This window comes from Streptacidiphilus albus JL83 (assembly GCF_000744705.1).
GTDB lineage: Bacteria > Actinomycetota > Actinomycetes > Streptomycetales > Streptomycetaceae > Streptacidiphilus > Streptacidiphilus albus.
In genome coordinates this window covers 4,650,456-4,671,820 of the sequence record NZ_JQML01000001.1, presented here as the reverse complement: position 1 = coordinate 4,671,820, position 21,365 = coordinate 4,650,456, and the positions used below count along the sequence as shown (strand labels likewise).

Sequence of the window (21,365 nt, the reverse complement as noted above, 5' to 3'; positions counted from 1 at the left end):
TGGGGGGAGTGCCATGGGGAATCAGCGCGCGCGTGCGTTCGTGACGGCGGCGGTGCTGCTGGCGGGGATGTGGGGAGCCTCCGGCGCCGGCGCGGAGGCGGCCACCGGGCCGAGCGCCACGGCGGCCACCGCATCCGCCGCGCGTCCGAGCGAGGGGCAGATCATCTCCGGGACGGCCGACGACGGGTTCCCGGGGGTGTGCGCGCTGTCGGCGACCGACCCGGTCACCGGCAAGGTCGCCGAGTTCACCCCGACCGGCGCCGGCTGCGAGCCCTCGGCCTCGCCCGACGCCGGGCTGGTCTCGTACATCGGACCGGCGGTGCCGGACGCCGGGAGCGGGCCGATCACCACCCCGCTGGCGCTGCACGTGATGGACCGGGACGGCACCCACGGCCGGGTCGTCTACCGGCTGCCGAGCACCGCCTACTCCTTCGACCGGGCGATCTTCACGCCGGACGGTCGGCACCTGCTCTTCGACGTGGAGAACAGGAGCACCGACGGCAACCAGCTCTACCGGATCGGCATCGACGGCAAGGGGCTGACCCCGGTTGCTCCGGGCTTCCCGCAGTCGACCCTGGTCGCGCCGGAGGCGTACTCGCCGGACGGCCGGACCCTGGCCGCGGACGTCGGCGGGAACCTCTGGCTCAAGGCGGGCAACGCCAAGCCCTACGAGCTGCACCTGTCGGTGGAGCCGACCGGGGCGGTGAGCTTCTCGCCGAGCGGCCGTGAGCTGGCCTACGGGGACGGCAGCGCCTATCTGGCCGACCTGGCCACCGGCAAGGTGACCGGGATCGCCGCCGAGTACCAGGACGCACAGCACAACACCCATGCCTTCTACGCGGCGACCTTCTCGCCGGACGGGCGACAGGTCGCGGTGGTCGCGGCGCTCTTCCCCTGGGGAGCCATGGGCGGCTTCTACAGCACCGTCGAGACGGCGCCGGTGGCGAGTCCCACCCGCTTCACGCCCGCCGGCGCGCAGCGGGTCGACGGTGAGCTGGACACCATGCTCTGGCTCCCGCCGGTGCGCTGACCCGGCCTCCGGGCCTGGCACGGACGGTGCGGCCGGGCTCGGCGCCGGAATGTGAAGCCGAACACGCTTGATCACGTCGATCGCCCCGGGCCACCGGCCCGGGGCGATCTGCCGTCTGCGCCGAGGCGATGGCCCTGACCTGCGCAAACGTCCTAGCGCCGGAGCGCGCGCCGGGGGCGTGCAGCGGGTCACGGAACGGTAATGGTTTTCATCGTTGGACCGATCGGGCTAGAAGTGAGAATCATTTTCATCTAGCGTGGTGGGTGTTCCGCTCCGGCCTGTCCGAGGAGAGACCACGTGAAGACCCCCGCCTCCCGCCTTCCCCACCCCGCGCGCCTCGCGCTCGGTGCGGTCGGCGTCGCCGCCCTCGCGCTGACGAGTGCCTGCGCCACGACCGCGCCGACCTCGCCGAGCGCCGCGACGGCCGGCGGTTCGAGCGCGGGGGCCGGCGGCGGAAAGGTGATCCAGGTCGCGGCGGCCGAGAACTTCTGGGGCAGCATCGCCGCCCAGCTCGGCGGCGACCACGTCCAGGTCACCAGCATCATCACCAACCCCAACACCGACCCGCACTCCTACGAGCCGACCGCCGCCGACGCCCGCACGGTCACCACCGCGCAGTTCGCCATCGTCAACGGCGTCGGTTACGACGGCTGGGCGGACAAACTGCTGGCGACCAACCCCGGCAGCGGCCGGACCGAGCTCAACGTCGGCGACCTGGTCGGCATCCAGCCCGGCGGCAACCCGCACCGCTGGTACTCGCCGACCAACGTGCACCAGGTCATCGAGGCGATCACCGCCGACTACAAGAAGATCGACCCGGCCGACGCGGCCTACTTCGACCAGCTGAAGACGGCGTTCGAGACGCAGACCCTGGCCCAGTACAACCAGCTGATCGCGAGCATCAGGGCGACCTACGCCGGGACGCCGATCGGCGCCTCCGAGTCGATCGTGACCCCGCTCGCGCAGGGCCTCGGTCTGGATCTGATCACCCCCGAGAGCTTCCTGGACGCGATGAGCGAGGGCACCGACCCCACCGCCGCCGACAAGTCCACGATCGACCAGCAGATCAGGTCGAAGAAGATCAAGGTCTACGTCTACAACACCCAGAACTCCACGCCGGACGTGGTCGCCCAGGTGAACCTGGCCAAGTCCGAGGGCATCCCGGTGGCCCCGGTCACCGAGACGCTCAGCCCGGCCGGGGACACCTTCCAGCAGTGGCAGGTCAGCGAGCTCCAGGGGATCGCGGCGGCCCTCAAGGAGGCGACCGGACGGTGACGGTGCGGGACATGACGGCGGCGCGGCAGCAGATCCGCGACGGGGAGCCGGAACAAACGGCGGCCCGCCGACAGCTGACGTCGCAGCGGGCGGGGACACAACTGCCGAGGGCAGACCGGCGGACGACGCAAGACGGGACGGTGCACACAGTGGCGATCGAACAGGCAGCAGTACCCGTTCAGGCAACCGCCGCCGCGACCATCCCGGCCGCCGTCGCGACGACCGCGGCCGCCGCCGATCCCGTGCTCGAACTGCGCGGCGCCGCCGTCCGCGTCGGCGGGCGCACCCTCTGGTCCGGCGTCGACCTGGACGTGCGGGCGGGCGAGTTCGTCGCCGTCCTCGGTCCGAACGGGGTCGGCAAGTCCACGCTGCTCAAGGTCCTGCTCGGGGTGCTGCCCGCGGCCGAGGGCGAGGCCCGGGTGCTCGGGCTGCGGCCCGGCCAGGGCGGGGACCGGGTCGGCTACCTGCCGCAGCGCCGCAGCTTCGGGCCCGGGATGCGGATCCGGGGTGTGGACCTGGTCCGGCTCGGCCTCGACGGCGACCGCTGGGGGCTGCCGCTGCCCGGCGGCCGCCGGCGCCGGGAGCAGGCCGAGCGGATAGCCGAGGTCGTCGAGCTGGTCGGTGCGACGGCCTACGCCCACCGTCCGATCGGCGAGTGCTCCGGCGGCGAGCAGCAGCGGCTGCTGATCGCCCAGGCGCTGGTCCGGCGTCCGGCGGTGCTGCTGCTGGACGAGCCGCTGGACAGCCTGGACCTGCCGAACCAGAGCGCGGTCGCGGCTCTGATCGGCCGGATATGCCATCAGGAGGGCGTGGCCGTGGTGATGGTCGCGCACGACGTCAACCCGATCCTGCACCACCTGGACCGGGTGGTGTACATCGCGGGCGGCGGCGCGGTCGCCGGCGCCCCGGGCGAGGTGGTCACCTCCGAGAACCTGACCCGGCTGTACGGGACCCCGGTCGAGGTGCTGCGGACCGCCGACGGACGACTGGTCGTCGTCGGACAACCGGAGGCCTGAACCGATGCCCGTGCAGTTCAGCTGGAACCTGCTGACCGACTTCCAGGAGATGTGGTCCTACCCGTTCATGGTCAACGCCTTCCGGGCGGGCGCGGTGGTCGCGCTGGTCGCGGGCGCGATCGGCTGGTTCATGGTGCTGCGGCGGCAGTCCTTCGCCGGGCACACCCTGGGCGTGGTGGCCTTCCCCGGGGCGTCCTTCGCGACCCTCGCGGGGATCAGCACCGGCTTCGGCTACTTCGGCTTCTGCCTGGCGGCGGCGCTGGTCATCGCGCTGCTGCGGCGGGAGGGCCGGGACGCGGACGCGGAGGAGTCCGCGGCCACCGGGGTCGTCCAGGCATTCCTGCTGGCCTGCGGTTTCCTCTTCATCGCGCTCTACAAGGGGCTGTTGAGCGGGCCGGAGAGCATCCTCTTCGGCAGCTTCCTCGGGATCACCACCGGCCAGGTGCTGCTGCTGGCCCTGGTCGGCCTGGCAGTGCTGGCGGTGCTCGTGGTCATCGGTCGGCCGCTGCTGTTCGCCTCGGTCGACCCGCAGGTGGCGGCGGCGCGCGGGGTCCCGGTGCGGCTGCTGTCGACGCTGTTCCTGCTGCTGCTGGGCGCGGCGACGGCGGAGGCCGCGCAGATCACCGGCTCGCTGCTGGTGTTCGCGCTGCTGGTGCTGCCGGCCGCGACCGCACAGGTGCTGACCGCTCGCCCGGCGCTGAGCCTGCTGCTGACACTGCTGCTGGGCTTCGGCGCGACCTGGGCCGGGCTGATCGCGGCCTGGTACTGGCCGTACCCGCTGGGCTTCTTCGTGACCAGCTTCGCCTTCGCCGGCTACCTGCTGGCGCACGCGGCCCGGCTGGTCGCCCGCCGACGCGGCACCGGCGCCGGTGCCGGCGCCATGACCGCCGTACCCAGGACCGACGCCGCCAGGAGGGTCGCCGTATGAACGTGTGGAGTCAGGACTTCTTCCACCACGCCCTGCTCGCCGGGACGTTCATCGCGCTGGCGTCCGGTCTGGTCGGCTACTTCCTGGTGCTGCGCGCCCAGGTCTTCACCGGGGACGCGCTCAGCCATGTCGCCTTCGCCGGGGCGATGGCGGCCCTGGCCGCCGGCTGGGACCTGCGGCTCGGGCTGTTCGTCGGGTGCATCGGCGGCGGGCTGCTGCTGGCCGGGATCGGTCGCAGGGGCCGGGCCGACGATGTGGTGATCGGAGCGGCCTTCGCCTGGATCCTCGGCCTCGGGGCCTTCTTCCTCACCCTCTACACGACCTCGCGCAGCGGCTCGGACGTGGGCAACGCCGGCACCAGCGTGCTCTTCGGCTCGATCTTCGGCCTGAGCGGCAGCCAGACCCTGGTCGCGGTGCTGGTGGCGGCCGCGATCAGCGTCGCGGTGCTGGCCATCGCCCGTCCGCTGCTGTTCGCGACGCTGGACGAGGCGGTCGCGGCGGCGCGCGGCGTGCCGGTGAAGGTGCTGGGGCTGGGCTTCCTGGCCCTGGTCGGCGCCTGCGCGGGCGAGGCCACGCAGGCGGTGGGCTCGCTGCTGCTGCTGGGCCTGCTGGCGGCCCCGGCCGGTGCGGCGCTGCGGTTGACGAACCGTCCGTTCGTGGGGCTGGCGCTCTCGGCCGGGCTCGCGGTCGCCGAGATGTGGGCCGGGCTGGCGCTGAGCGCGGTCGCCACGAGCCTGCCCCCGAGCTTCTCGATCATGCTGGCGGCGACGCTGGTCTACGGCGCGGCATGGGTATTCGGGGGCCTTACCCGGAAGAGTGCGGTTCCGGCGGCCGGTTGACGGCCGGGGTGTCCGTACGAGTGACCCCCGAAGGGGTGAACTTCGCCGACGGCAGTGCCTACGGGTACTGCCGCTGGCATGTGTCGCCCCCGATTCCCGGTTTCCGGGCCCGTCGAACCGGAAGCGGTGGTTGGATTCCGGACCGGAAGCGGTCCGCTCTGTTCCCGGTTTCGCCATAGTTTTCGCACGTCAACGCGCAGACTCGATCAACTGTGTGCCCGGCATGCAAAGGATTCGGCCGGGAAATGATGACTGGGCGGGGAAGTTGGGTAAAGCATCAACAGACATGGAGCATTCGTGCTTCCCTGCTTCCTGAGTCCCCGAAAGTCACTCCGCCGCAGGGCGACCGTGCCCGTCGACATCCGTGCCCGCTGACCCCATGACCGCCGACAGGCATGTCCGCTGATACCCGTGCCGCCGGCCTCCATGCCCTCCGGTTCCCCCTGTCCTCCGGTATGCGCCCGCACCGGCGTCCTCGAGCGACCCAAGTACGCGGAGCCAAGACCATGCTCACCACGTTGCAGACCACCTACACCGACACCCGTGCCGGAGATCTGGCCTGGTGCCTGGGCAGCCAGGAGCTGCCGGCCCTGGCCGTCCTCGATCTGACGATCGGGCCGACCGACCTCCAGCTCCGGTTGCTCGGGGCATCGCACCAGGTCATCCTGGGTGGCGGGGCCGCCCGTTGTTCGGAGACCGTCGCCTGTCTGCCCGGTCGCCGGAGCCCGTTGCCGGCCCGGGTGGCCGAATGCGTCCAGGGCTGGGAATACGAATTCGCGGCCCATGTGGAAACCCTCCACGAGCAGGGTTTCGCCAGGCGCGCCCAGGAACTGCTGGCCCTGGTGGAGAATCACCCGCACGGTCTCGCCGGAGTTTTCCCCGGGGACCCCACCGCCTTCACCGCACTTCTGGCCGGGGGCACCGAACACGAGATCTACTGGCGTACCTGGCACGCCTATCCGCAGGAAGGCCGACTTGTCTGCACGCGTTCATCGCTCAAGCTCCGGCGGGCATGACGGCACGAAATGCCTCATTCGAGCGAGGCGTCAACCCGGTGCTGATACCACGACTTCCTCCGGGGGAAGAGGACGTCACCTGACGTCGCCTAGCGTTTATACGTGATCGACCAATCAGCAGTGCCGACGCCGATGCAAGCTGTCGGTGCCCGGGCTGCCCGATGGCTGGTACTCCTCGCGGCATTTGTCTGTGCCGCCTGCGGGCTGGTGTACGAGTTGGAACTGGTCGCCCTCGGCAGCTATCTGCTCGGTGACTCGGTGACCCAGGCGTCCGTGGTGCTCTCCGTCATGGTCTTCGCCATGGGCATCGGCTCGCTGCTCGCGAAACGCTTCACCACCCGGCCCGCGACCTCGTTCGCGCTGGTCGAGAGCGCGCTCGCGCTGGTCGGCGGCTTCTCGGTGCTCGCCCTGTACAGCTGCTTCGTCTGGCTGGGGCACTACCAGTGGGTGCTGGTGGGGGTGGCCACCCTGCTCGGGGTGCTGATCGGCGCGGAGATCCCGCTGCTGATGACGCTGCTGCAGCGGATCCGTCGGCAGGACGCGGGCCGTGCCGTCGCCGACCTCTTCGCCGCCGACTACGTCGGCGCGCTCGTCGGCGGCCTCGCCTTCCCCTTCCTGCTGCTGCCCGCGCTCGGCCAGGCCGGTGGGGCGCTGGTCACCGGGGCGGTCAACGCCGTCGCCGGGGCCGTGGTCGTGCTCTGGCTGTTCCGCGAGGAGTCCTCGTCCCGGACCCGGGTCCTGCTGTGGAGCCTGTGCGGGGCCGTGCTGCTGCTGCTCGCCCTCGCCGCCGGACTCACCGGCTTCTTCGAGCGCTCGGCCCGGCAGGCCCTCTACGGGACACCGGTCCGCTACACCCACCAGAGCCGCTACCAGGAGGTCGTCCTCACCGGTCCCGGACCGGGGCCCGGCCCCGACGGGACGGACGACGCCGCCGGCCGGGTCCCGCCGCCGCGCGGCGCGGACGGCGCGGGCCAGGGCGCGCCCGACCCCGCCCGTTCCCGGTCCGCCGCCGAGCTGCGGCTCTACCTCGGCGGACGCCTCGCCGTCTGCGGCGCCGACGAGCCCCTGCGGCAGGCGGCCCTGGTCCAGCCCGCCATGACCGGCCCGCGGAGCCGGGTGCTGATCCTCGGCGGCGGCGACGGCCTCGCCGCCCGCCAGGCGCTGCTCCACCCCGACGTCCACCGGGTCACCGTGGTCGAGGTCGACCCGGTGGTGCTCGGGCTGGCCCGGACCGACCCGGTCCTGTCCCGGCTCAACGGCGGCTCGCTGGCCGATCCCCGGGTGCGGACCGTGACCGCGGACGCCTTCGAGTGGCTGCGCACCGCCCCGGCGACCCGGCGGCCCTACGACGTGATCGTGGCCGACCTGCCCGACCCCGCCCTCGACCAGAGCCGCAAGCTCTACACCGAGGAGTTCTACGGCCTGGTCACCCGGATGCTCGCCCCCGGCGGACGGGTCGTCGTCCACGCCGGGTCGGTCGCCGAGGCGGACTACTGGCAGGCGGACGCGGGGCTGCGCGCGGTCGGGCTGCGCACCGTCGAGTACTCCATCCCCAGCGGGCCCGACGACTGCGGCAGCCCGGCCGACTGGGGCCTGATCCTGGCCGCCCGCAGCACCCCGCAGCTGGGCCTGCCCGCCGACACCCCGGAGCCGCTGGGCCTGGATCCGGCCGCGCTGCGCCTCGCCGCGACCCTGGCCGGCACCCGCCGCCCGCTGCGCCCGCCGCTCCCGTCGACCCTGCTCCACCCGCGCTGACCCGCCCCACCCGAGCGGGGCCGGGCGCGGGGCCGGGCGCGGGGTCGGGCAAAGCGGCCGGCGCGGGCGGCGCAACCGGGCAAAAACACTGTCTCCATACGTCCCTTCCGCGCCGACAGGTCTGTACGCTCGCCAGGTATGGAGCACGAAGTTCTGGTACCGCTGTCGCCGCAAACCGCCCGCCGGTCGCTGCGCCGTCCCGAACTGCTGTCCCGCTGCCTGCCGGGGTTCACCCCCGACGATTCCGGCGCCGCGGAGCCGGTGCCCGCGCCGGACGAGCACCGGGCCGACCCGGCCGGGAGCGACACCGGGGACGCCGGGGAAGCCGCCGACAGCGAGGACAGCGAGGACAGCGAGGACGGCGAGGACAGCGCCGACGCCGGGAGTCCGGTCCTGGCCGGGCGGATGAAGCTGCGGATCGGCAACTCCTCCATCACCTACCGGGGCACGCTCCGGCTCCATCCCGGGACCGACCTGCTGGTCGACGTGGCCGCCCAGCAGTCGGTCGGCAGCGGCGAGCTCTCCGGCGCGGTCCTGGTCGGCGTGGAGCCCGCCGTGGGCGAGGACGGCGCCGAGGACCCGGACAGCTGCCGGATCGTCTTCGACTGCGGCGTCCGGGGCCTGGGCCGGATAGCGGAACTGGACCCGGAGACCGTCACACTCGCGGCCCGCCGCCTGCTGGACCGCTTCTGCGCCACCCTGGTCGCCGAGCTCGGCGACGAGGGCGCCGACGGGGAGGACCCCGACCGCCCCGCGGACCAGGACCTCTTCGAGGAACTCGACAACCTCCCGGACCTCTCCGAACTCGGTGACTTCTCGGGTCTGACCGACCTCTCGGAGATCGGCGACCTGGCCGGGCTCTCCGAGATCTCCGACCTGGACGCGCCCGACCTGTTCCTGATCGAGGAGTCGGTCGCCGCCCACGGCGTCCCCGGGCTCGACCAGCCCTGGCCGGACGAGCCCGCGCACCGGCGCAGCATCGTCGGCCGCTCCGCCGAGGAGGTCGACCACGCCCCGCCGCGCGGCCGCTACGGCCCCGCGCTGCCGCCGCGCAGCGCCCGCTCCCGGGCCGCCGCCCGCTGGGGCTACCCGGAGCGGCGAATGGGCGAGCCGCCGACCGCCGACGGCGAGCACAGCGTGGTGCCGTGGCTGGTCGGCGGCGGGGTCGCGGTCGTCGGCGGCGTGGTGCTGCTCGCCCGCGCCCTGCGCCGACGCTGACCCGCCCGACCCATCCGTACCGCCCGACCTGGAGGTCCCGTGCCCAGCCCCACCTCGACGACTCCGCCGCGTCCGACGACGACGCCGCTGCCGCCGGTCCGGCTCACCGCCGGGGAGGCCGAGGCGACCGTGCTCCCAGCCGACGGCTGCCGGCTGGCCAGCCTCCGCATCGGCGGGCTGGAGCTGCTGCGCTCGGCCGACTCGGTGGAAGCCCGGGACGCGGGCGTGTTCGGGCACGGCTCGTTCCCGATGGTGCCCTGGGCCGGCCGGGTCGACCGCGGCCGCTGGAACAACGGCCAGGTCTCCCACCGGCTCCCGGTGGACATGCCGCCGCACGCCATCCACGGCACCGGAGTCCGCACCGGCTGGCGGCAGGCGTCCCCGGCGACCGAGGGCTCGGCGGCGTTCTACTACGACCTGGCCGAGCCCTGGCCCTATGCCGGCCGGGTCACCCAGCTGTTCGAACTGTCCGCCGACGAGTTGCGGACGACGCTCTCGGTGGAGACCGCCGCCGACTCGTTCCCGGCCCAGGTCGGCTGGCACCCCTGGTTCCGCAAGCAGCTGAGCCCGGACGGCGCGAGCGCCCGGCTCGACTTCGAGCCCGCCTGGCAGGAGGAGCGCGGCGAGGACCACCTGCCCACCGGCCGCCGGATCGAGCCGCTGCCCGGCCCGCGCGACGACTGCTTCGGCATGCCCGACGGCGTCTCCGCCACCCTGGTCTGGGAGGGCGAGCTGAGCCTGAGCATGACCGCCGACTGCGAGTGGCTGGTGGTCTTCGACGGACGCCCGGACGCGCTCTGCGTGGAGCCCCAGTCCGGTCCGCCGAACGGCCTGAACACCGCTCCGCGCCTGGTCACCCTGGTCGACCCGCTCGAAGCGACCACCACCTGGCGCTGGCGGCGCCACTGAGCCGCCGGGGCGCCGGGGCACGGAGCCTCCGAGCCGCGGAGCCTCTAAGCTGGTGCCTCATGAGCAACCACCGCGACGCGCTTCTCGAGCAGATCAAGTCCAAGGCCGTGGTCCACGGCAAGGTGACCCTGTCCTCCGGCCTGGAGTCCGACTACTACATCGACCTCCGCCGGGTCACCCTGGACGGCCTGGCCGCTCCGCTGGTCGGCCAGGTCATGCTGGACCTCACCGCGGAGCTGGACTTCGACGCGGTCGGCGGCCTCACCCTCGGCGCCGACCCGGTCGCCACCTCGATGCTCCACGCCTCCGCGGCGCGGGGCGGCCGCCTGGACGCCTTCGTGGTCCGCAAGGCGCAGAAGGCGCACGGGATGCAGCGCCGGATCGAGGGCACGGACGTCAAGGGCCGCCGGGTGCTGGTGGTCGAGGACACCTCCACCACCGGTGGTTCGCCGATGACCGCGGTCGAGGCGGTCCGCGAGGCCGGCGGCGAGGTGGTCGCGGTCGCGGTGATCGTGGAGCGCGGCGCGGCCCCCGTCATCGAGGCCCAGGGCCTGCCCTACCTCGCGGCGTACCAGCTGCCCGACCTGGGGCTGTGACCCGCTCCCGGGACTGAACGCGACGCGGCCCGGACCGGTGATCCGGTCCGGGCCGCGACGCGTCCGTGGGTTCCCGCCCGGCGGGTCAGCCCCTGCGGTGCCGTCCGCCGTTGCCGGCCCCCGCGCCGGCGGGGTCGAGCTGCTCGGCCGGGGCCTCGACCAGGCCGAGCCTGCGCTTCTTCCGCTCCCGCAGGACCTCCACCAGGATCGGCGAGACCGACACCAGCACGATCAGCGCCATCGCCGGCACCAGGTAGGTGTCGATCACCGGGGCCAGTGCCGCGCCGAAGTTGTAGCCGATCAGCAGCATCCCCTCGGTCCAGACCACGCCGCCGATGGCGTTCCAGAGCAGGAAGGTCCGGGCCGGCATCTCCAGCGTCCCGGCGACCGGGTTCAGGAAGGTCCGGACGACCGGGATGAACCGGGCCATCAGCACGGCCTTGGCCGGGCCGAACTTCACGAAGTACGCCTCGGCCTTCTCCACGTGCTCCCGGCGGAAGAGCCTGGAGTTCGGCCGGTTGAACAGTTTCGCCCCGCCCTTGGCCCCGAGCAGGTGCCCGAGCTGCGCCCCGGCGATGGCGCAGAGCGGCGCGCCGACCAGCAGCACGCCGATGGGCATCTGCGAGCCGACGACCTTCAGGCCGGCGCTGGACGCGGCGACGCCGGCCAGGATCAGCAGTGAGTCGCCGGGCAGGAAGAAGCCGATGAGCAGCCCGGTCTCCGCGAAGATGATCGCGAGCAGACCGACCGTTCCCAACTGCGAGATCAGGGCCTTGGCGTCGAGGACGTTCAACGCGAGAGTCGTGGTCGTGGTCACCCGGGCAGACTAGCGGTCCCGGCTGGCCGCGCACTGTTAAGGGCAGGTCCTCGGACCGCAGCGGCCGCCCGGCGTTCTGCACCGCGAGACCGGCGTCGCCGGCTCCGGCCGCGCCCGGGCCGGCTCCGGCGCCGAACAGCAGCGCGGTTCCGGCGGCGACGGCCGCGGCCCGGCGGCCGAGGCGCGGCGTCCGCCCGGTCGGGCCTTCGGCGTCCGAGGTGCCGGCCCTGACTGCCATGAGACCCCCTGCTCCCTCGGGCCTGCTCGCGCGGCCCCGCTCCCCGGGGTCCCGCTCCCCGGGCTCGTCGTCAGCCTTCCCACGGCGGGCGGCAGTTCATCCGGCAAGGGGGCCGCTTCACCCGTAAGATCCCTTTCAGTATTTTCGTAGGTATCTGATGGTATTCATGGCTGTTCGTCCCTCGTAGAGGTGAACCAGCAGCTCGGGGATGGGACAATGCCCCTGGTGCCCGGCCCTGGTCGGGGTAAGCAGCAGTATCCGTAGACGCATCACCGACAGGAGCGGATTCGTATGCCCATCGCAACTCCCGAGGTCTACAGCGAGATGCTGGACCGGGCAAAGGCAGGCAAGTTCGCCTACCCGGCCATCAACGTGACTTCGACCCAGACCCTGCACGCCGCCCTGCGCGGTTTCGCCGAGGCCGAGAGCGACGGCATCGTCCAGATCTCCACCGGTGGCGCCGAGTTCCTGGGCGGTCAGTACAGCAAGGACATGGTGACCGGCGCGGTCGCGCTGGCCGAGTTCGCGCACATCGTCGCGGACAAGTACCCGGTCACCGTCGCCCTGCACACCGACCACTGCCCCAAGGACAAGCTGGACGGCTATGTCCGCCCGCTGCTGGCGATCTCCGCCGAGCGCGTGGCCAAGGGCCAGAACCCGCTGTTCCAGTCGCACATGTGGGACGGCTCGGCCGAGACCCTCAACGACAACCTGGCGATCGCGCAGGAGCTGCTGGCCCAGGCCCACGCTGCGAAGATCATCCTTGAGGTCGAGATCACCCCGACCGGCGGTGAGGAGGACGGCGTCTCGCACGAGATCAACGACAACCTCTACACCAGCGTCAACGACGCCGTCCGCACCGCCGAGGCGCTCGGTCTCGGTGAGAAGGGCCGCTACCTGCTGGCCGCGTCCTTCGGCAACGTCCACGGCGTCTACAAGCCGGGCAACGTCGTCCTCAAGCCGGAGCTGCTGCGCGAGCTGCAGGACGCCATCGGCAAGATGACCGGCCAGAAGGACCCGTTCGACTTCGTCTTCCACGGCGGCTCCGGCTCCAGCGCCGAGGAGATCGCCACCGCGCTGGAGAACGGCGTCGTGAAGATGAACCTCGACACCGACACCCAGTACGCCTTCACCCGCCCGATCGTGGACCACATGTTCCGCAACTACGACGGCGTGCTGAAGGTCGACGGCGAGGTCGGCAAGAAGAACACCTACGACCCGCGCACCTGGGGCAAGCTGGCCGAGGCCGGGATGGCGGCCCGCGTGGTCGAGGCCACCCGGATGCTCCGCTCCGCGGGCACCCGGCTGAAGTAGTCGGCAGCGCACCGACGCGCCCCCGTACCCGGTCCGACCGGGTACGGGGGCGCGATGTCTTCCGGGTGGCGGCGCTGTCGAAGCGTCAGCGCTTCAGCTCGGCGTAGGCCTCCGGGCTGCTGTCCTTGAGGAACTGCCAGCAGCGATCGGCCTCTTCGGTCTCCTTGATGGAATCGGCGGCCCGGGCCAGGGCGGCCAGGCAGCGCAGGAAGCCGCGGTTGGCGCGGTGGTCCCAGGGGACCGGGCCGTGGCCCTTCCAGCCGGCCCGGCGCAGGGCGTCCAGCCCGCGGTGGTAGCCGGTGCGGGCGTAGGCGTAGGACTCGACGACATGGTCCTCGGTGAAGGCGTCGTCCGCGAGCATGGCCCAGGCGAGCGAGAACGTCGGGAAGTCCGCGGCGACCTGGACCGGCGAAGCGGACTGCTCCGCCAGCAGCCGGTACGGCTGCTCGTCCTCCGGAAGCAGTGTCGGCTCAGGGCCGCCCAGCAGGTTCTTGTGAATGCTCATAGGAAGAGTCTGCCATCCGTAGATGAGGGCTCCGTTAAGTCGGGTGCACCGGCAGCCGCCGAGCAGGGGCCGGGAGCCGGACCGGCCTGCCGACACCCCCTCTCCGGACGGACCGTCAGTCCGTCCGGAGAGGGCCGGTTCCGGTGCCCAGCGGGACGGTGAGCCGCCAGGCGCCCGGTACGACGGTCCAGGTGCGCTCGTGGACCGGGCTGCTGAGGGTGTGGTCGGCCTCGTAGGTGAACAGGGCGGAGCCGTTCCCGGTCGAGCCCGTACCGCCGGTCACGGTGATCCGCTGGGCCCGGACCCGGAGCGCCGCGCCGAGCTCGGCGTCCGTCCCGATCAGCACCTCCACCAGGCCGTCGTCGGGGACGGACAGCCCGGAGGCGCTCCCGGCGGCGGAGGCGTTGCGGACCGAGACCGGGCCGACCGGTCGGTCCAGGTCGGCCAGCAGCCGGCCGTCGGCCTCGACCCGGAGGTACTGGCCGGGCCGCCCGGCCCCGGCGCGGTCGGCCCCGGCGCCCGCGGACTCCCCGTTCTTCCCGCTCCGCCCGCCGCTGCTCCCGCGCTGCCCCGACCCTCCGGGCCACGGTTCCCGGTGCCCGAGGCCCTCGCCGTCGGCCGGTGCGTCCCCGTGGGCCAGCAACGGGCCGGTCACGGCTCGGGCCGCGGCCTGTGCGGTGCGTCCGAGTTGGGAGCACCAGCTCCCGATGAGTCCGCCGGAGCCCCGCCCGGAGGCAGCGCTGTTCGCCCTCGGCGAACATGCCTCGTGCGGATCGGCGTCCATGGTGCGTTCATTCGACGCTCGCTCGGACGTCGCCCGAGGGCCTCCGCCGGCTTCGCGCGGACCCGGTTCCGAGCCCTCCGCGCGGCCCGCCCGCGGCTCCGCGCGGCCGGGGATCCACAGGTTCCCGAGGACGACTCCGCCGTCCTCGTCGACCAGCAGGTCGAGCCGGCGTTCCGCGCCCCGGGCCACCGCTCTGGCCGCCTCGACCGGGCGGCTCGCCGCCCCCAGCGACCTGCTCAGGCCCAGTGATTGCCCGGTTCCGACCGGGATGATCCCGATCGGTCCGGCCTCCAGCTCGGCATGCCGGTGGAGCAGCTGCACCACCTCGTGCAGGGCCTGATCGTCACCGATCACAACCAGTCGCCTTCTGCCCCTGCGGGACAGCGCGTGCTCCAGTTCGGCGAGGTCCTCGGGCACCACCGCCTTCATCGCGAAGGCGGCCCCGAGGACGTCCCTGGCGACCCGTACGGACTCGCCGTCCAGGGCCAGTGCCACGGGGGAGACCACCACCAGAAGGGCCTCTCCCGCCGATTGCGCAGCCGACACCGCGGTCCTTCCTCGGGTAATCTCTCGGTGTAAGAGCCCCTTGCGCTGTTGCGCCAGGGGCTTGGTCTATCCGGGGCCAGAACGGCGGCCTTCCCGCCGTGGTTGTGCCCCGCCCGAAAGGGGTGTACGCCTGTGCCCGCACTCGTGCTGGTCGGCGCTCAGTGGGGCGACGAGGGCAAGGGGAAGGCCACCGACCTCCTCGGTGGCTCGGTCGACTACGTAGTCCGCTATCAGGGCGGCAACAATGCCGGTCACACGGTGGTCGTCGGCGATCAGAAGTATGCACTTCACCTGCTCCCCTCCGGCATCCTCAGTCCCAGCTGCACGCCGGTGATCGGCAACGGCGTCGTGATCGACCCGGCGGTGCTCTTCTCCGAGCTGGTCGGGCTGCAGGAGCGCGGCATCGACACCTCCAAGCTGCTGGTCTCGGGCAACGCCCACCTGATCACCCCTTACCACCGGACCCTGGACAAGGTCTCCGAGCGCTTCCTCGGCAAGCGCAAGATCGGTACCACCGGGCGCGGCATCGGCCCGGCCTACGCCGACAAGATCAACCGCGTGGGCATCCGGGTCCAGGACCTCTTCGACGAGAGCATCCTGCAGCAGAAGATCGAAGCGGCGCTGCACGACAAGAACCAGATCCTGGTCAAGCTCTACAACCGGCGCGCGGTCCCGGCCGACCTGGTCGTCGAGGAGTACCTGAGCTACGCCGACAAGCTCCGCCCGTACGTGGCCGACACCGTCCTGGTCCTGAACAAGGCCCTGGAGGAGAACAAGGTCGTGCTGATGGAGGGCGGTCAGGGCACCCTGCTCGACGTCGACCACGGCACCTATCCCTTCGTCACCTCGTCGAACCCGACGGCCGGCGGCGCCTGCACCGGTTCCGGCATCGGTCCCACGAAGATCGACCGGGTCATCGGCATCCTCAAGGCCTACACCACCCGCGTCGGCTCCGGTCCGTTCCCGACCGAGCTGCTGGACGCCGACGGCGACGCGCTGCGCCGCATCGGCGGCGAGCGCGGGGTCACCACCGGCCGCGACCGCCGCTGCGGCTGGTTCGACGCCCCGATCGCCCGCTACGCGACCCGGGTCAACGGCCTGACCGACTTCTTCCTCACCAAGCTGGACGTGCTCACCGGCTGGGAGCAGATCCCGGTCTGCGTGGCCTACGAGATCGACGGCAAGCGGGTGGAGGAGCTGCCCTACTCGCAGACCGACTTCCACCACGCGAAGCCGATCTACGAGAACCTGCCGGGTTGGTCCGAGGACATCACCAAGGCGCAGACCTTCGACGACCTGCCGAAGAACGCCAAGGCGTACGTCAAGGCGCTGGAGGAGATGTCCGGCGCCCCGATCTCCGCGATCGGCGTCGGCCCCGGCCGCACCGAGACCATCCAGATCAACTCGTTCCTGTCCTGAGCCTCCGGTCCTGACCGACCGGAAATCGCTGCAGTGCCTGCGGCCCCGCCGCTCCCTCCGGAGCGGCGGGGCCGCGCTGTGTCTGCCGGGCGGCCCACCGGGGTCGACATCTGCACTAGTGCAGAAACTATTTGCACCTAGTTCAAAAGCTGCCTACAGTCTGATCATGCCTGCCAAGACGCCTTCGCCCATCACGCTCACCGGCCGTCACGTCCGACTGGAGCCGCTGACCCTCGACCACGTCCCCGAGCTCTTCGCCGCCGGCGGCGACGACGACGAGGTCTGGCGCTGGCTCGGCGTCTGGACCCCGCGCACCGAGGACGAGCTCCGCGCCGTCGCGGCCGGGCTGCTCGCCGCTACGGACTCCTACGTCCCCTTCGCCGTCATCGACCTGGCCTCCGGGCGGGCCGTCGGCTGGACCACGCTGATGGACTGGGACGCCAGGGACGAGCGGCTGGAGATCGGCTGGACCTGGTACGGCCGCTCCGCCTGGCGGACGGCGGTGAACACCGAGTCCAAGCTGCTGCTGCTCACCCACGCCTTCGAGGACCTGGGCATCGGCCGGGTCCAGTGGAAGACCGACCACCTCAACCTGCGCTCGCAGAACGCCATCGCCCGGCTGGGCGCGCAGCCCGAGGGCGTGCACCGGCGGCACCGGGTGCGGCCGGACGGCAGCTGGCGCGACACCGTCTACTTCTCGATGCTGGCCGACGAGTGGCCGACGGCCCGGGCCCGGCTCACCGCCCGGCTCGCGGAGGGGTGAGGGCGGCGCCATGACCGCGAGGACACCCGCCCCCACCACGCTCACCGGCCGTCACGTCCGTCTGGAGCCGCTGGCCCTCGACCACGTCCCGGAGCTCTTCGCCGCCGGTGCGGCCGACGAGGAGATCTGGCGCTGGATGCCGGTCGCCGCCCCGCGCACCGAGGACGAGCTCCGCGCCGTCGCCGCGATGCTGCTGGCCCGCGCCCCCGAGCAGCTCGCCTTCGCGGTGGTCGCCCGCGACTCCGGCCGGGCCCTGGGCTGGACCACCTACCACGAGATCGACGCCAGGGACGAGCGACTGGAGATCGGCTGGACCTGGTACGCCCGCTCCGCCTGGCGGACGGCGGTGAACACCGAGTCCAAGCTGCTGCTGCTCACCCACGCCTTCGAGGAGCTGGGCATGGGCCGGGTCCAGTGGCGCACCGACATCTTCAATCTGCGCTCGCAGAACGCCATCGCCCGGCTGGGCGCGCGGCGCGAGAGCGTGCACCGCCGGGAGCGGCAGCGCCCGGACGGCAGCTGGCGCGACAGCGTCTACTTCTCGCTGCTGCTGGACGAGTGGCCCGCCGCCAGGGCCCGACTGACGGAACGACTGGAACGAGGCTGACCATGACCGGGCCGACGACGACCGGACTGACCATCACTCCGCCCCACCCCGAGGACAAGCCGCGCTGGCGCGAGCTGTTCGAGGGCTACGCCGCCTTCTACCGCACCGAGCTCACCGACGCCGACTACGAGCGCGCCTGGTCCTGGATCCACGACCCGGCCCGGGAGACCCGCTGCCTGATCGCCCGTGACGCCGACGGCACCCCCGTCGGCCTCGCTCACTACCGTGCCTACGACACCCCGCTGCGCGGGACCTGCGGCTTCCTCGACGACCTCTTCGTCGACCCCTCCTACCGCGGCGGCGGCGCGGCGGACGCCCTGCTGGCCGAGCTGAACCGGATCGGCGCCGAGGAGGGCTGGCCGGTGATCCGCTGGAACACGGCCGAGGACAACTACCGCGCCCGCGGCCTCTACGACCGCCACGCGGTGAAGACCGTCTTCCTGACCTACAGCATGTCGCCCGCCCAGGCGTAGGCGGCCGGGCGGTCCGGCGGCGTGCGGATTGACAAGGTGTCGCCGTGCTTCCGGATCGCCTACCACAGTGTCCGTTCTCGCGCCTGGGCGGCCTCCGTAGGCTGGCGCGCATGAGCATCCCTGTCGACACCGCTACGGGGCAGGCCGTCAAGGCCGCCGACCGTGCCCACGTCTTCCACTCGTGGTCCGCCCAGGCCCTGATCGATCCCCTCGCCGTGGCCGGTGCCGAGGGCTCGTACTTCTGGGACTACGACGGCAACCGATTCCTGGACTTCTCCTCCCAGTTGGTGAACACCAACATCGGCCACCAGCACCCCAAGGTCGTCGCGGCGATCCAGGAGCAGGCCGGCAAGCTCTGCACCTTCGCCCCGGCCTTCGCCGTGGACGTGCGCAGCGAGGCCGCTCGCCTGATCGCCGAGCGCACCCCCGGTGACCTCGACAAGATCTTCTTCACCAACGGCGGCGCCGAGGCCAACGAGAACGCCATCCGGATGGCGCGGCTGCACACCGGTCGGCAGAAGGTGCTCTCCACCTACCGCTCGTACCACGGCGCCACCGCCAACGCGATCGCGCTGACCGGCGACCCGCGCCGGTGGGCCAACGAGACCGGCGTCTCCGGCATCGTCCACTTCTGGGGCCCCTACGCCTACCGCTCCAACTTCCACGCCGAGAACGAGGCGCAGGAGTGCGAGCGCGCGCTGGCGCACCTGGAGGCGACCATCGCCTTCGAGGGCCCGCAGACCGTGGCCGCGATCATCCTGGAGACCGTCGTCGGCACCGCCGGCATCCTGGTCCCGCCGGCCGGCTACCTGGCCGGCGTCCGCGAGATCTGCGACCGCTTCGGCATCGTCTTCATCCTGGACGAGGTCATGGCCGGCTTCGGCCGGACCGGCGAGTGGTTCGCCGCCGACCACTGGGGCGTCGTCCCCGACCTGCTGACCTTCGCCAAGGGCGTCAACTCCGGCTATGTCCCGCTCGGTGGCGTCGCCATCAGCGGCGCGATCGCCGCGACCTTCGCCGAGCGCCCGTTCCCGGGCGGCCTGACCTACTCCGGGCACCCGCTGGCCTGCGCCTCCGCCGTGGCGACCATCAACGCCATGGCCGAGGAGGGCATCGTCGAGAACGCCAAGCGTCTCGGCGCGGACGTCATCGGCCCGGGGCTGCGCGCGCTGGCCGACCGCCACCCGGTCATCGGCGAGGTCCGCGGCATGGGCGTGTTCTGGGCCCTGGAGCTGGTCAAGGACCGCGCCACCCGCGAGCCGCTGACCCCCTACAACGCGGCCGGCCCCGCCGCCGCGCCGATGGCCGAGCTGGCCGCCGCCTGCAAGCAGCGCGGGCTGTGGCCGTTCGTCAACATGAACCGCCTGCACGTCGTCCCGCCGTGCAACAGCAGCGACGCGGAGGTCAAGGAGGGCCTGGCCATCCTGGACGAGGTGCTGACCCTCGCGGACGCGCACACCGTCTGACCTGCCCGGACCGGACCGCTGACCTGAGGTCTGGACCAATGCGGCCCCGAATTCCGCTGTGCGGCGGCGTTCGGGGCCGTACTGTTTACGCTGGAGTCCGTTTCGTCGTAATCATCCAGCATCCCCACCCCCTTGAGGAGGACCGTCATGCCGCCCGGCGCCCTCCTCCGTCCCGACACCCAGGGCGCGGTACAGCGCAACAGCCTGCGCGAACAGATCGCCGGCGCGATGCGCGAGGACATGATGGCCGGCCGGCTGCCGGCGGGCACCCGGTTCACGGTCAAGGAGATCGCCGAGCTGTACGGCGTCTCGGCGACCCCGGTCCGTGAGGCCCTGGTCGACCTCACCGCCCAGGACCTGCTGTGGATGGAGCCCAACCGGGGCTTCACCGTCCCGCTGCTGAGCTTCGCGGACTACCTGGAGGTCGTCGAGGCCCGGACCCTGGTGATGGACGCGATCTTCCGCCGGGTCGGCAACGCCCTCGCGGCCGGCACCCCCTGGCCGGAGCCCGCCCCGGAGCGGCTGGAGTCCCTCCGGCGGCGCGCCCAGTCCGCCGCCCAGGCGGCCCGCAACGGCCAGCTGGACCTGCTGGTCGGCTGCGACCGCCGGTTCTGGAGCGAACTCTCGGCGCTGGCAGGCAACCGGCGGATGACCGACTACCTGGACTGGCTGCGGGTCCAGTACTGGATCTTCGCCGCGCCCTACCTGCGCGCCCGCACCGACATCGCCCAGTACTGCTGGTCCCGCCACGAGGAGCTGGCGGACCACATGCTCGCCGGCGACTTCCGGGCCGTGCACCGGATGCTGCTGCGCTACAACGACGAGTCGCTGGCGCAGATGGCCGAACTGTGCGGGCAGAGCCCGGACACTTCTGGGGCCGCCGGGCTCCGGCTCGCCCTGCACCGCTCCGCCGCCGAGGCGGCTGAGGCTGCCGAGACCACTGGGGCCGCCGAGGCGGTCGGGGCGGCTGAGGCCGTGGTCGAGGCGGCCCTGCCGCAGCCCAGGCACCCGGCCTGAGGTCCGGGCCGCGCGATTGTTTGATCACTCTCGCCGGACCGCTGACCGGCGGCAGCTCAGCAGTTAGGGTTGACCCGACCGTTTCCCGACACCGGTGCCTACGCGCCCAGGAGTGCCCGTGGCCTGTGACATCTGGCTCGTCCCGCTCGTCGATGTGCTCGTCCACAGCCCCGACAACCCGTTCGCGGAGGACCTCGCGGTCTACAACGCCTCGCTCACCGCCTGCGGCCTGCCCGAGGTGCCGATCTTCCGCTACATGCCCGGTCTCAGCGGGGACGTCGAGCCGATAGCGGCCTTCGACTACGACTCGCTGCACTTCCTGCGCCGTGCCTACCTGCTGCAGCTCACCGGTCTGGACGTCACCCCGGTGGACGAACTCGGCGGGGACTACGAGCAGCTGCTGGAGATGTTCGAGGACGCGGCCGAGCGCTCGCACCTGGTCTGGCACTTCGACCACGCGGGCGCCTACGTGCCGATCGACTTCGAGCTGCCCATCGTCGACGACGCGCTGCTGGCGGCCGGCGGTCCGCTGGGCTCGGCCCAGGGCCTGCTCCGGGAGCTGCAGGCGGTGGCCCCGTACATCGGGATCGACCACCAGCTGCCGCCGATCCCGGTGCGTCCGGTCGCGCCGACGACGCTGGAGGGCCCGGCCTACCCCCCGCCCGGGAACGACGGCCCCTTCGCCCGCGAGCGACACGCCTGGACCGGTCTGCACGCGGCTGCCGTCCGCGCCCTCAGCCAGGGCTCGATGGTCGTCTTCGCCTGAGCCGGACCCGACCCTGAGCCGGACCCGACCCTGAGCCCGACCGGGCCCCGACCGGGCCCCGGCCGCAC

The 21,365-nt window shown here is 72.3% G+C and carries 21 protein-coding genes; 18 read left to right on the top strand and 3 right to left on the bottom strand.

Going from position 1 to position 21,365, the window contains the following annotated elements; all coding sequences use genetic code 11:
• The first annotated feature begins 13 nt into the window (after nt 1-13).
• The 10 genes from BS75_RS20280 to pyrE all read left to right on the top strand — a co-directional run bounded on the left by BS75_RS20280 (nt 14) and on the right by pyrE (nt 10,582).
• Entirely contained in the window at nt 14-1,030 is a 1,017-nt protein-coding gene (locus tag BS75_RS20280) for a WD40 repeat domain-containing protein (RefSeq protein ID WP_042438511.1), read from the top strand.
• 297 nt (nt 1,031-1,327) lie between these two features.
• Complete coding sequence (locus tag BS75_RS20275; protein WP_034089271.1) at nt 1,328-2,305, top strand: metal ABC transporter solute-binding protein, Zn/Mn family; 978 nt, start codon at nt 1,328-1,330, stop codon at nt 2,303-2,305.
• A gap of 149 nt (nt 2,306-2,454) precedes the next feature.
• The gene (locus BS75_RS20270; RefSeq protein ID WP_231607838.1) at nt 2,455-3,321 is read left to right on the top strand and encodes a metal ABC transporter ATP-binding protein; all 867 of its coding nucleotides are present in this window, start codon (nt 2,455-2,457) and stop codon (nt 3,319-3,321) included.
• A 4-nt stretch (nt 3,322-3,325) separates the two neighbouring features.
• Entirely contained in the window at nt 3,326-4,249 is a 924-nt protein-coding gene (locus BS75_RS20265; RefSeq protein ID WP_042438513.1) for a metal ABC transporter permease, read from the top strand.
• A complete protein-coding gene (locus BS75_RS20260; protein ID WP_034089270.1) occupies nt 4,246-5,088 on the top strand; it encodes a metal ABC transporter permease in 843 nt (280 codons plus the stop codon). Before BS75_RS20265 ends, BS75_RS20260 begins: the two co-directional genes overlap by 4 nt.
• Before the next feature lie 506 nt (nt 5,089-5,594).
• On the top strand, nt 5,595-6,104 hold the full coding sequence (locus BS75_RS20255; protein WP_034089269.1) for a DUF2617 family protein: 510 nt from the start codon (nt 5,595-5,597) through the stop codon (nt 6,102-6,104).
• A gap of 132 nt (nt 6,105-6,236) precedes the next feature.
• Nucleotides 6,237-7,859, top strand: a complete 1,623-nt coding sequence (locus BS75_RS46760) for a spermine/spermidine synthase domain-containing protein (RefSeq protein WP_052069558.1) — start codon at nt 6,237-6,239, stop codon at nt 7,857-7,859.
• Nucleotides 7,860-7,997: 138 nt separating this feature from the next.
• Complete coding sequence (locus BS75_RS50415) at nt 7,998-9,077, top strand: SRPBCC family protein (protein WP_034089268.1); 1,080 nt, start codon at nt 7,998-8,000, stop codon at nt 9,075-9,077.
• 39 nt (nt 9,078-9,116) lie between these two features.
• Nucleotides 9,117-9,986: an aldose epimerase family protein gene (locus BS75_RS20240; RefSeq protein WP_042438520.1), complete on the top strand. Its 870-nt coding sequence runs from the start codon at nt 9,117-9,119 to the stop codon at nt 9,984-9,986.
• A gap of 59 nt (nt 9,987-10,045) precedes the next feature.
• Nucleotides 10,046-10,582 carry an orotate phosphoribosyltransferase gene (pyrE, locus tag BS75_RS20235; RefSeq protein WP_034089267.1) on the top strand — a complete coding sequence of 179 codons (537 nt, stop codon included), beginning with the start codon at nt 10,046-10,048 and terminating at the stop codon, nt 10,580-10,582.
• An 85-nt stretch (nt 10,583-10,667) separates the two neighbouring features.
• On the opposite strand, the gene BS75_RS20230 is transcribed toward pyrE, so the two are convergent.
• Nucleotides 10,668-11,399, bottom strand: coding sequence for a DedA family protein (locus BS75_RS20230; protein ID WP_034089266.1), 732 nt, complete (start codon nt 11,397-11,399; stop codon nt 10,668-10,670).
• A gap of 529 nt (nt 11,400-11,928) precedes the next feature.
• On the opposite strand from BS75_RS20230, the gene fbaA reads away from it, so the two are divergent.
• Complete coding sequence (fbaA, locus tag BS75_RS20225; RefSeq protein WP_034089265.1) at nt 11,929-12,951, top strand: class II fructose-bisphosphate aldolase; 1,023 nt, start codon at nt 11,929-11,931, stop codon at nt 12,949-12,951.
• 85 nt (nt 12,952-13,036) lie between these two features.
• Here the strand turns inward: fbaA and BS75_RS20220 are convergent, their stop codons facing one another.
• Nucleotides 13,037-13,456, bottom strand: a complete 420-nt coding sequence (locus BS75_RS20220) for a DUF3151 domain-containing protein (protein WP_034089264.1) — start codon at nt 13,454-13,456, stop codon at nt 13,037-13,039.
• Between the two features lie 115 nt (nt 13,457-13,571).
• Complete coding sequence (locus tag BS75_RS20215) at nt 13,572-14,786, bottom strand: diacylglycerol kinase family protein (protein WP_197091953.1); 1,215 nt, start codon at nt 14,784-14,786, stop codon at nt 13,572-13,574.
• Between the two features lie 132 nt (nt 14,787-14,918).
• Here BS75_RS20215 and BS75_RS20210 point away from each other — a divergent pair, with 132 nt between their 5' ends.
• The 7 genes from BS75_RS20210 to BS75_RS20180 all read left to right on the top strand — a co-directional run bounded on the left by BS75_RS20210 (nt 14,919) and on the right by BS75_RS20180 (nt 21,297).
• Nucleotides 14,919-16,205: an adenylosuccinate synthase gene (locus BS75_RS20210; RefSeq protein ID WP_034089262.1), complete on the top strand. Its 1,287-nt coding sequence runs from the start codon at nt 14,919-14,921 to the stop codon at nt 16,203-16,205.
• 166 nt (nt 16,206-16,371) lie between these two features.
• Nucleotides 16,372-16,968, top strand: coding sequence for a GNAT family N-acetyltransferase (locus BS75_RS20205; RefSeq protein WP_034089261.1), 597 nt, complete (start codon nt 16,372-16,374; stop codon nt 16,966-16,968).
• Between the two features lie 10 nt (nt 16,969-16,978).
• Complete coding sequence (locus tag BS75_RS20200; RefSeq protein ID WP_034089260.1) at nt 16,979-17,575, top strand: GNAT family N-acetyltransferase; 597 nt, start codon at nt 16,979-16,981, stop codon at nt 17,573-17,575.
• 2 nt (nt 17,576-17,577) lie between these two features.
• Nucleotides 17,578-18,048, top strand: coding sequence for a GNAT family N-acetyltransferase (locus tag BS75_RS20195; protein ID WP_034089259.1), 471 nt, complete (start codon nt 17,578-17,580; stop codon nt 18,046-18,048).
• A 110-nt stretch (nt 18,049-18,158) separates the two neighbouring features.
• Nucleotides 18,159-19,514 (top strand): aspartate aminotransferase family protein, encoded by a 1,356-nt coding sequence (locus tag BS75_RS20190; RefSeq protein ID WP_034089258.1) that lies wholly within the window; start codon nt 18,159-18,161, stop codon nt 19,512-19,514.
• A 147-nt stretch (nt 19,515-19,661) separates the two neighbouring features.
• Nucleotides 19,662-20,531 (top strand): GntR family transcriptional regulator, encoded by an 870-nt coding sequence (locus BS75_RS20185; protein WP_063771514.1) that lies wholly within the window; start codon nt 19,662-19,664, stop codon nt 20,529-20,531.
• 118 nt (nt 20,532-20,649) lie between these two features.
• Entirely contained in the window at nt 20,650-21,297 is a 648-nt protein-coding gene (locus tag BS75_RS20180; RefSeq protein WP_034089257.1) for a hypothetical protein, read from the top strand.
• The last annotated feature ends 68 nt before the right edge of the window (nt 21,298-21,365 follow it).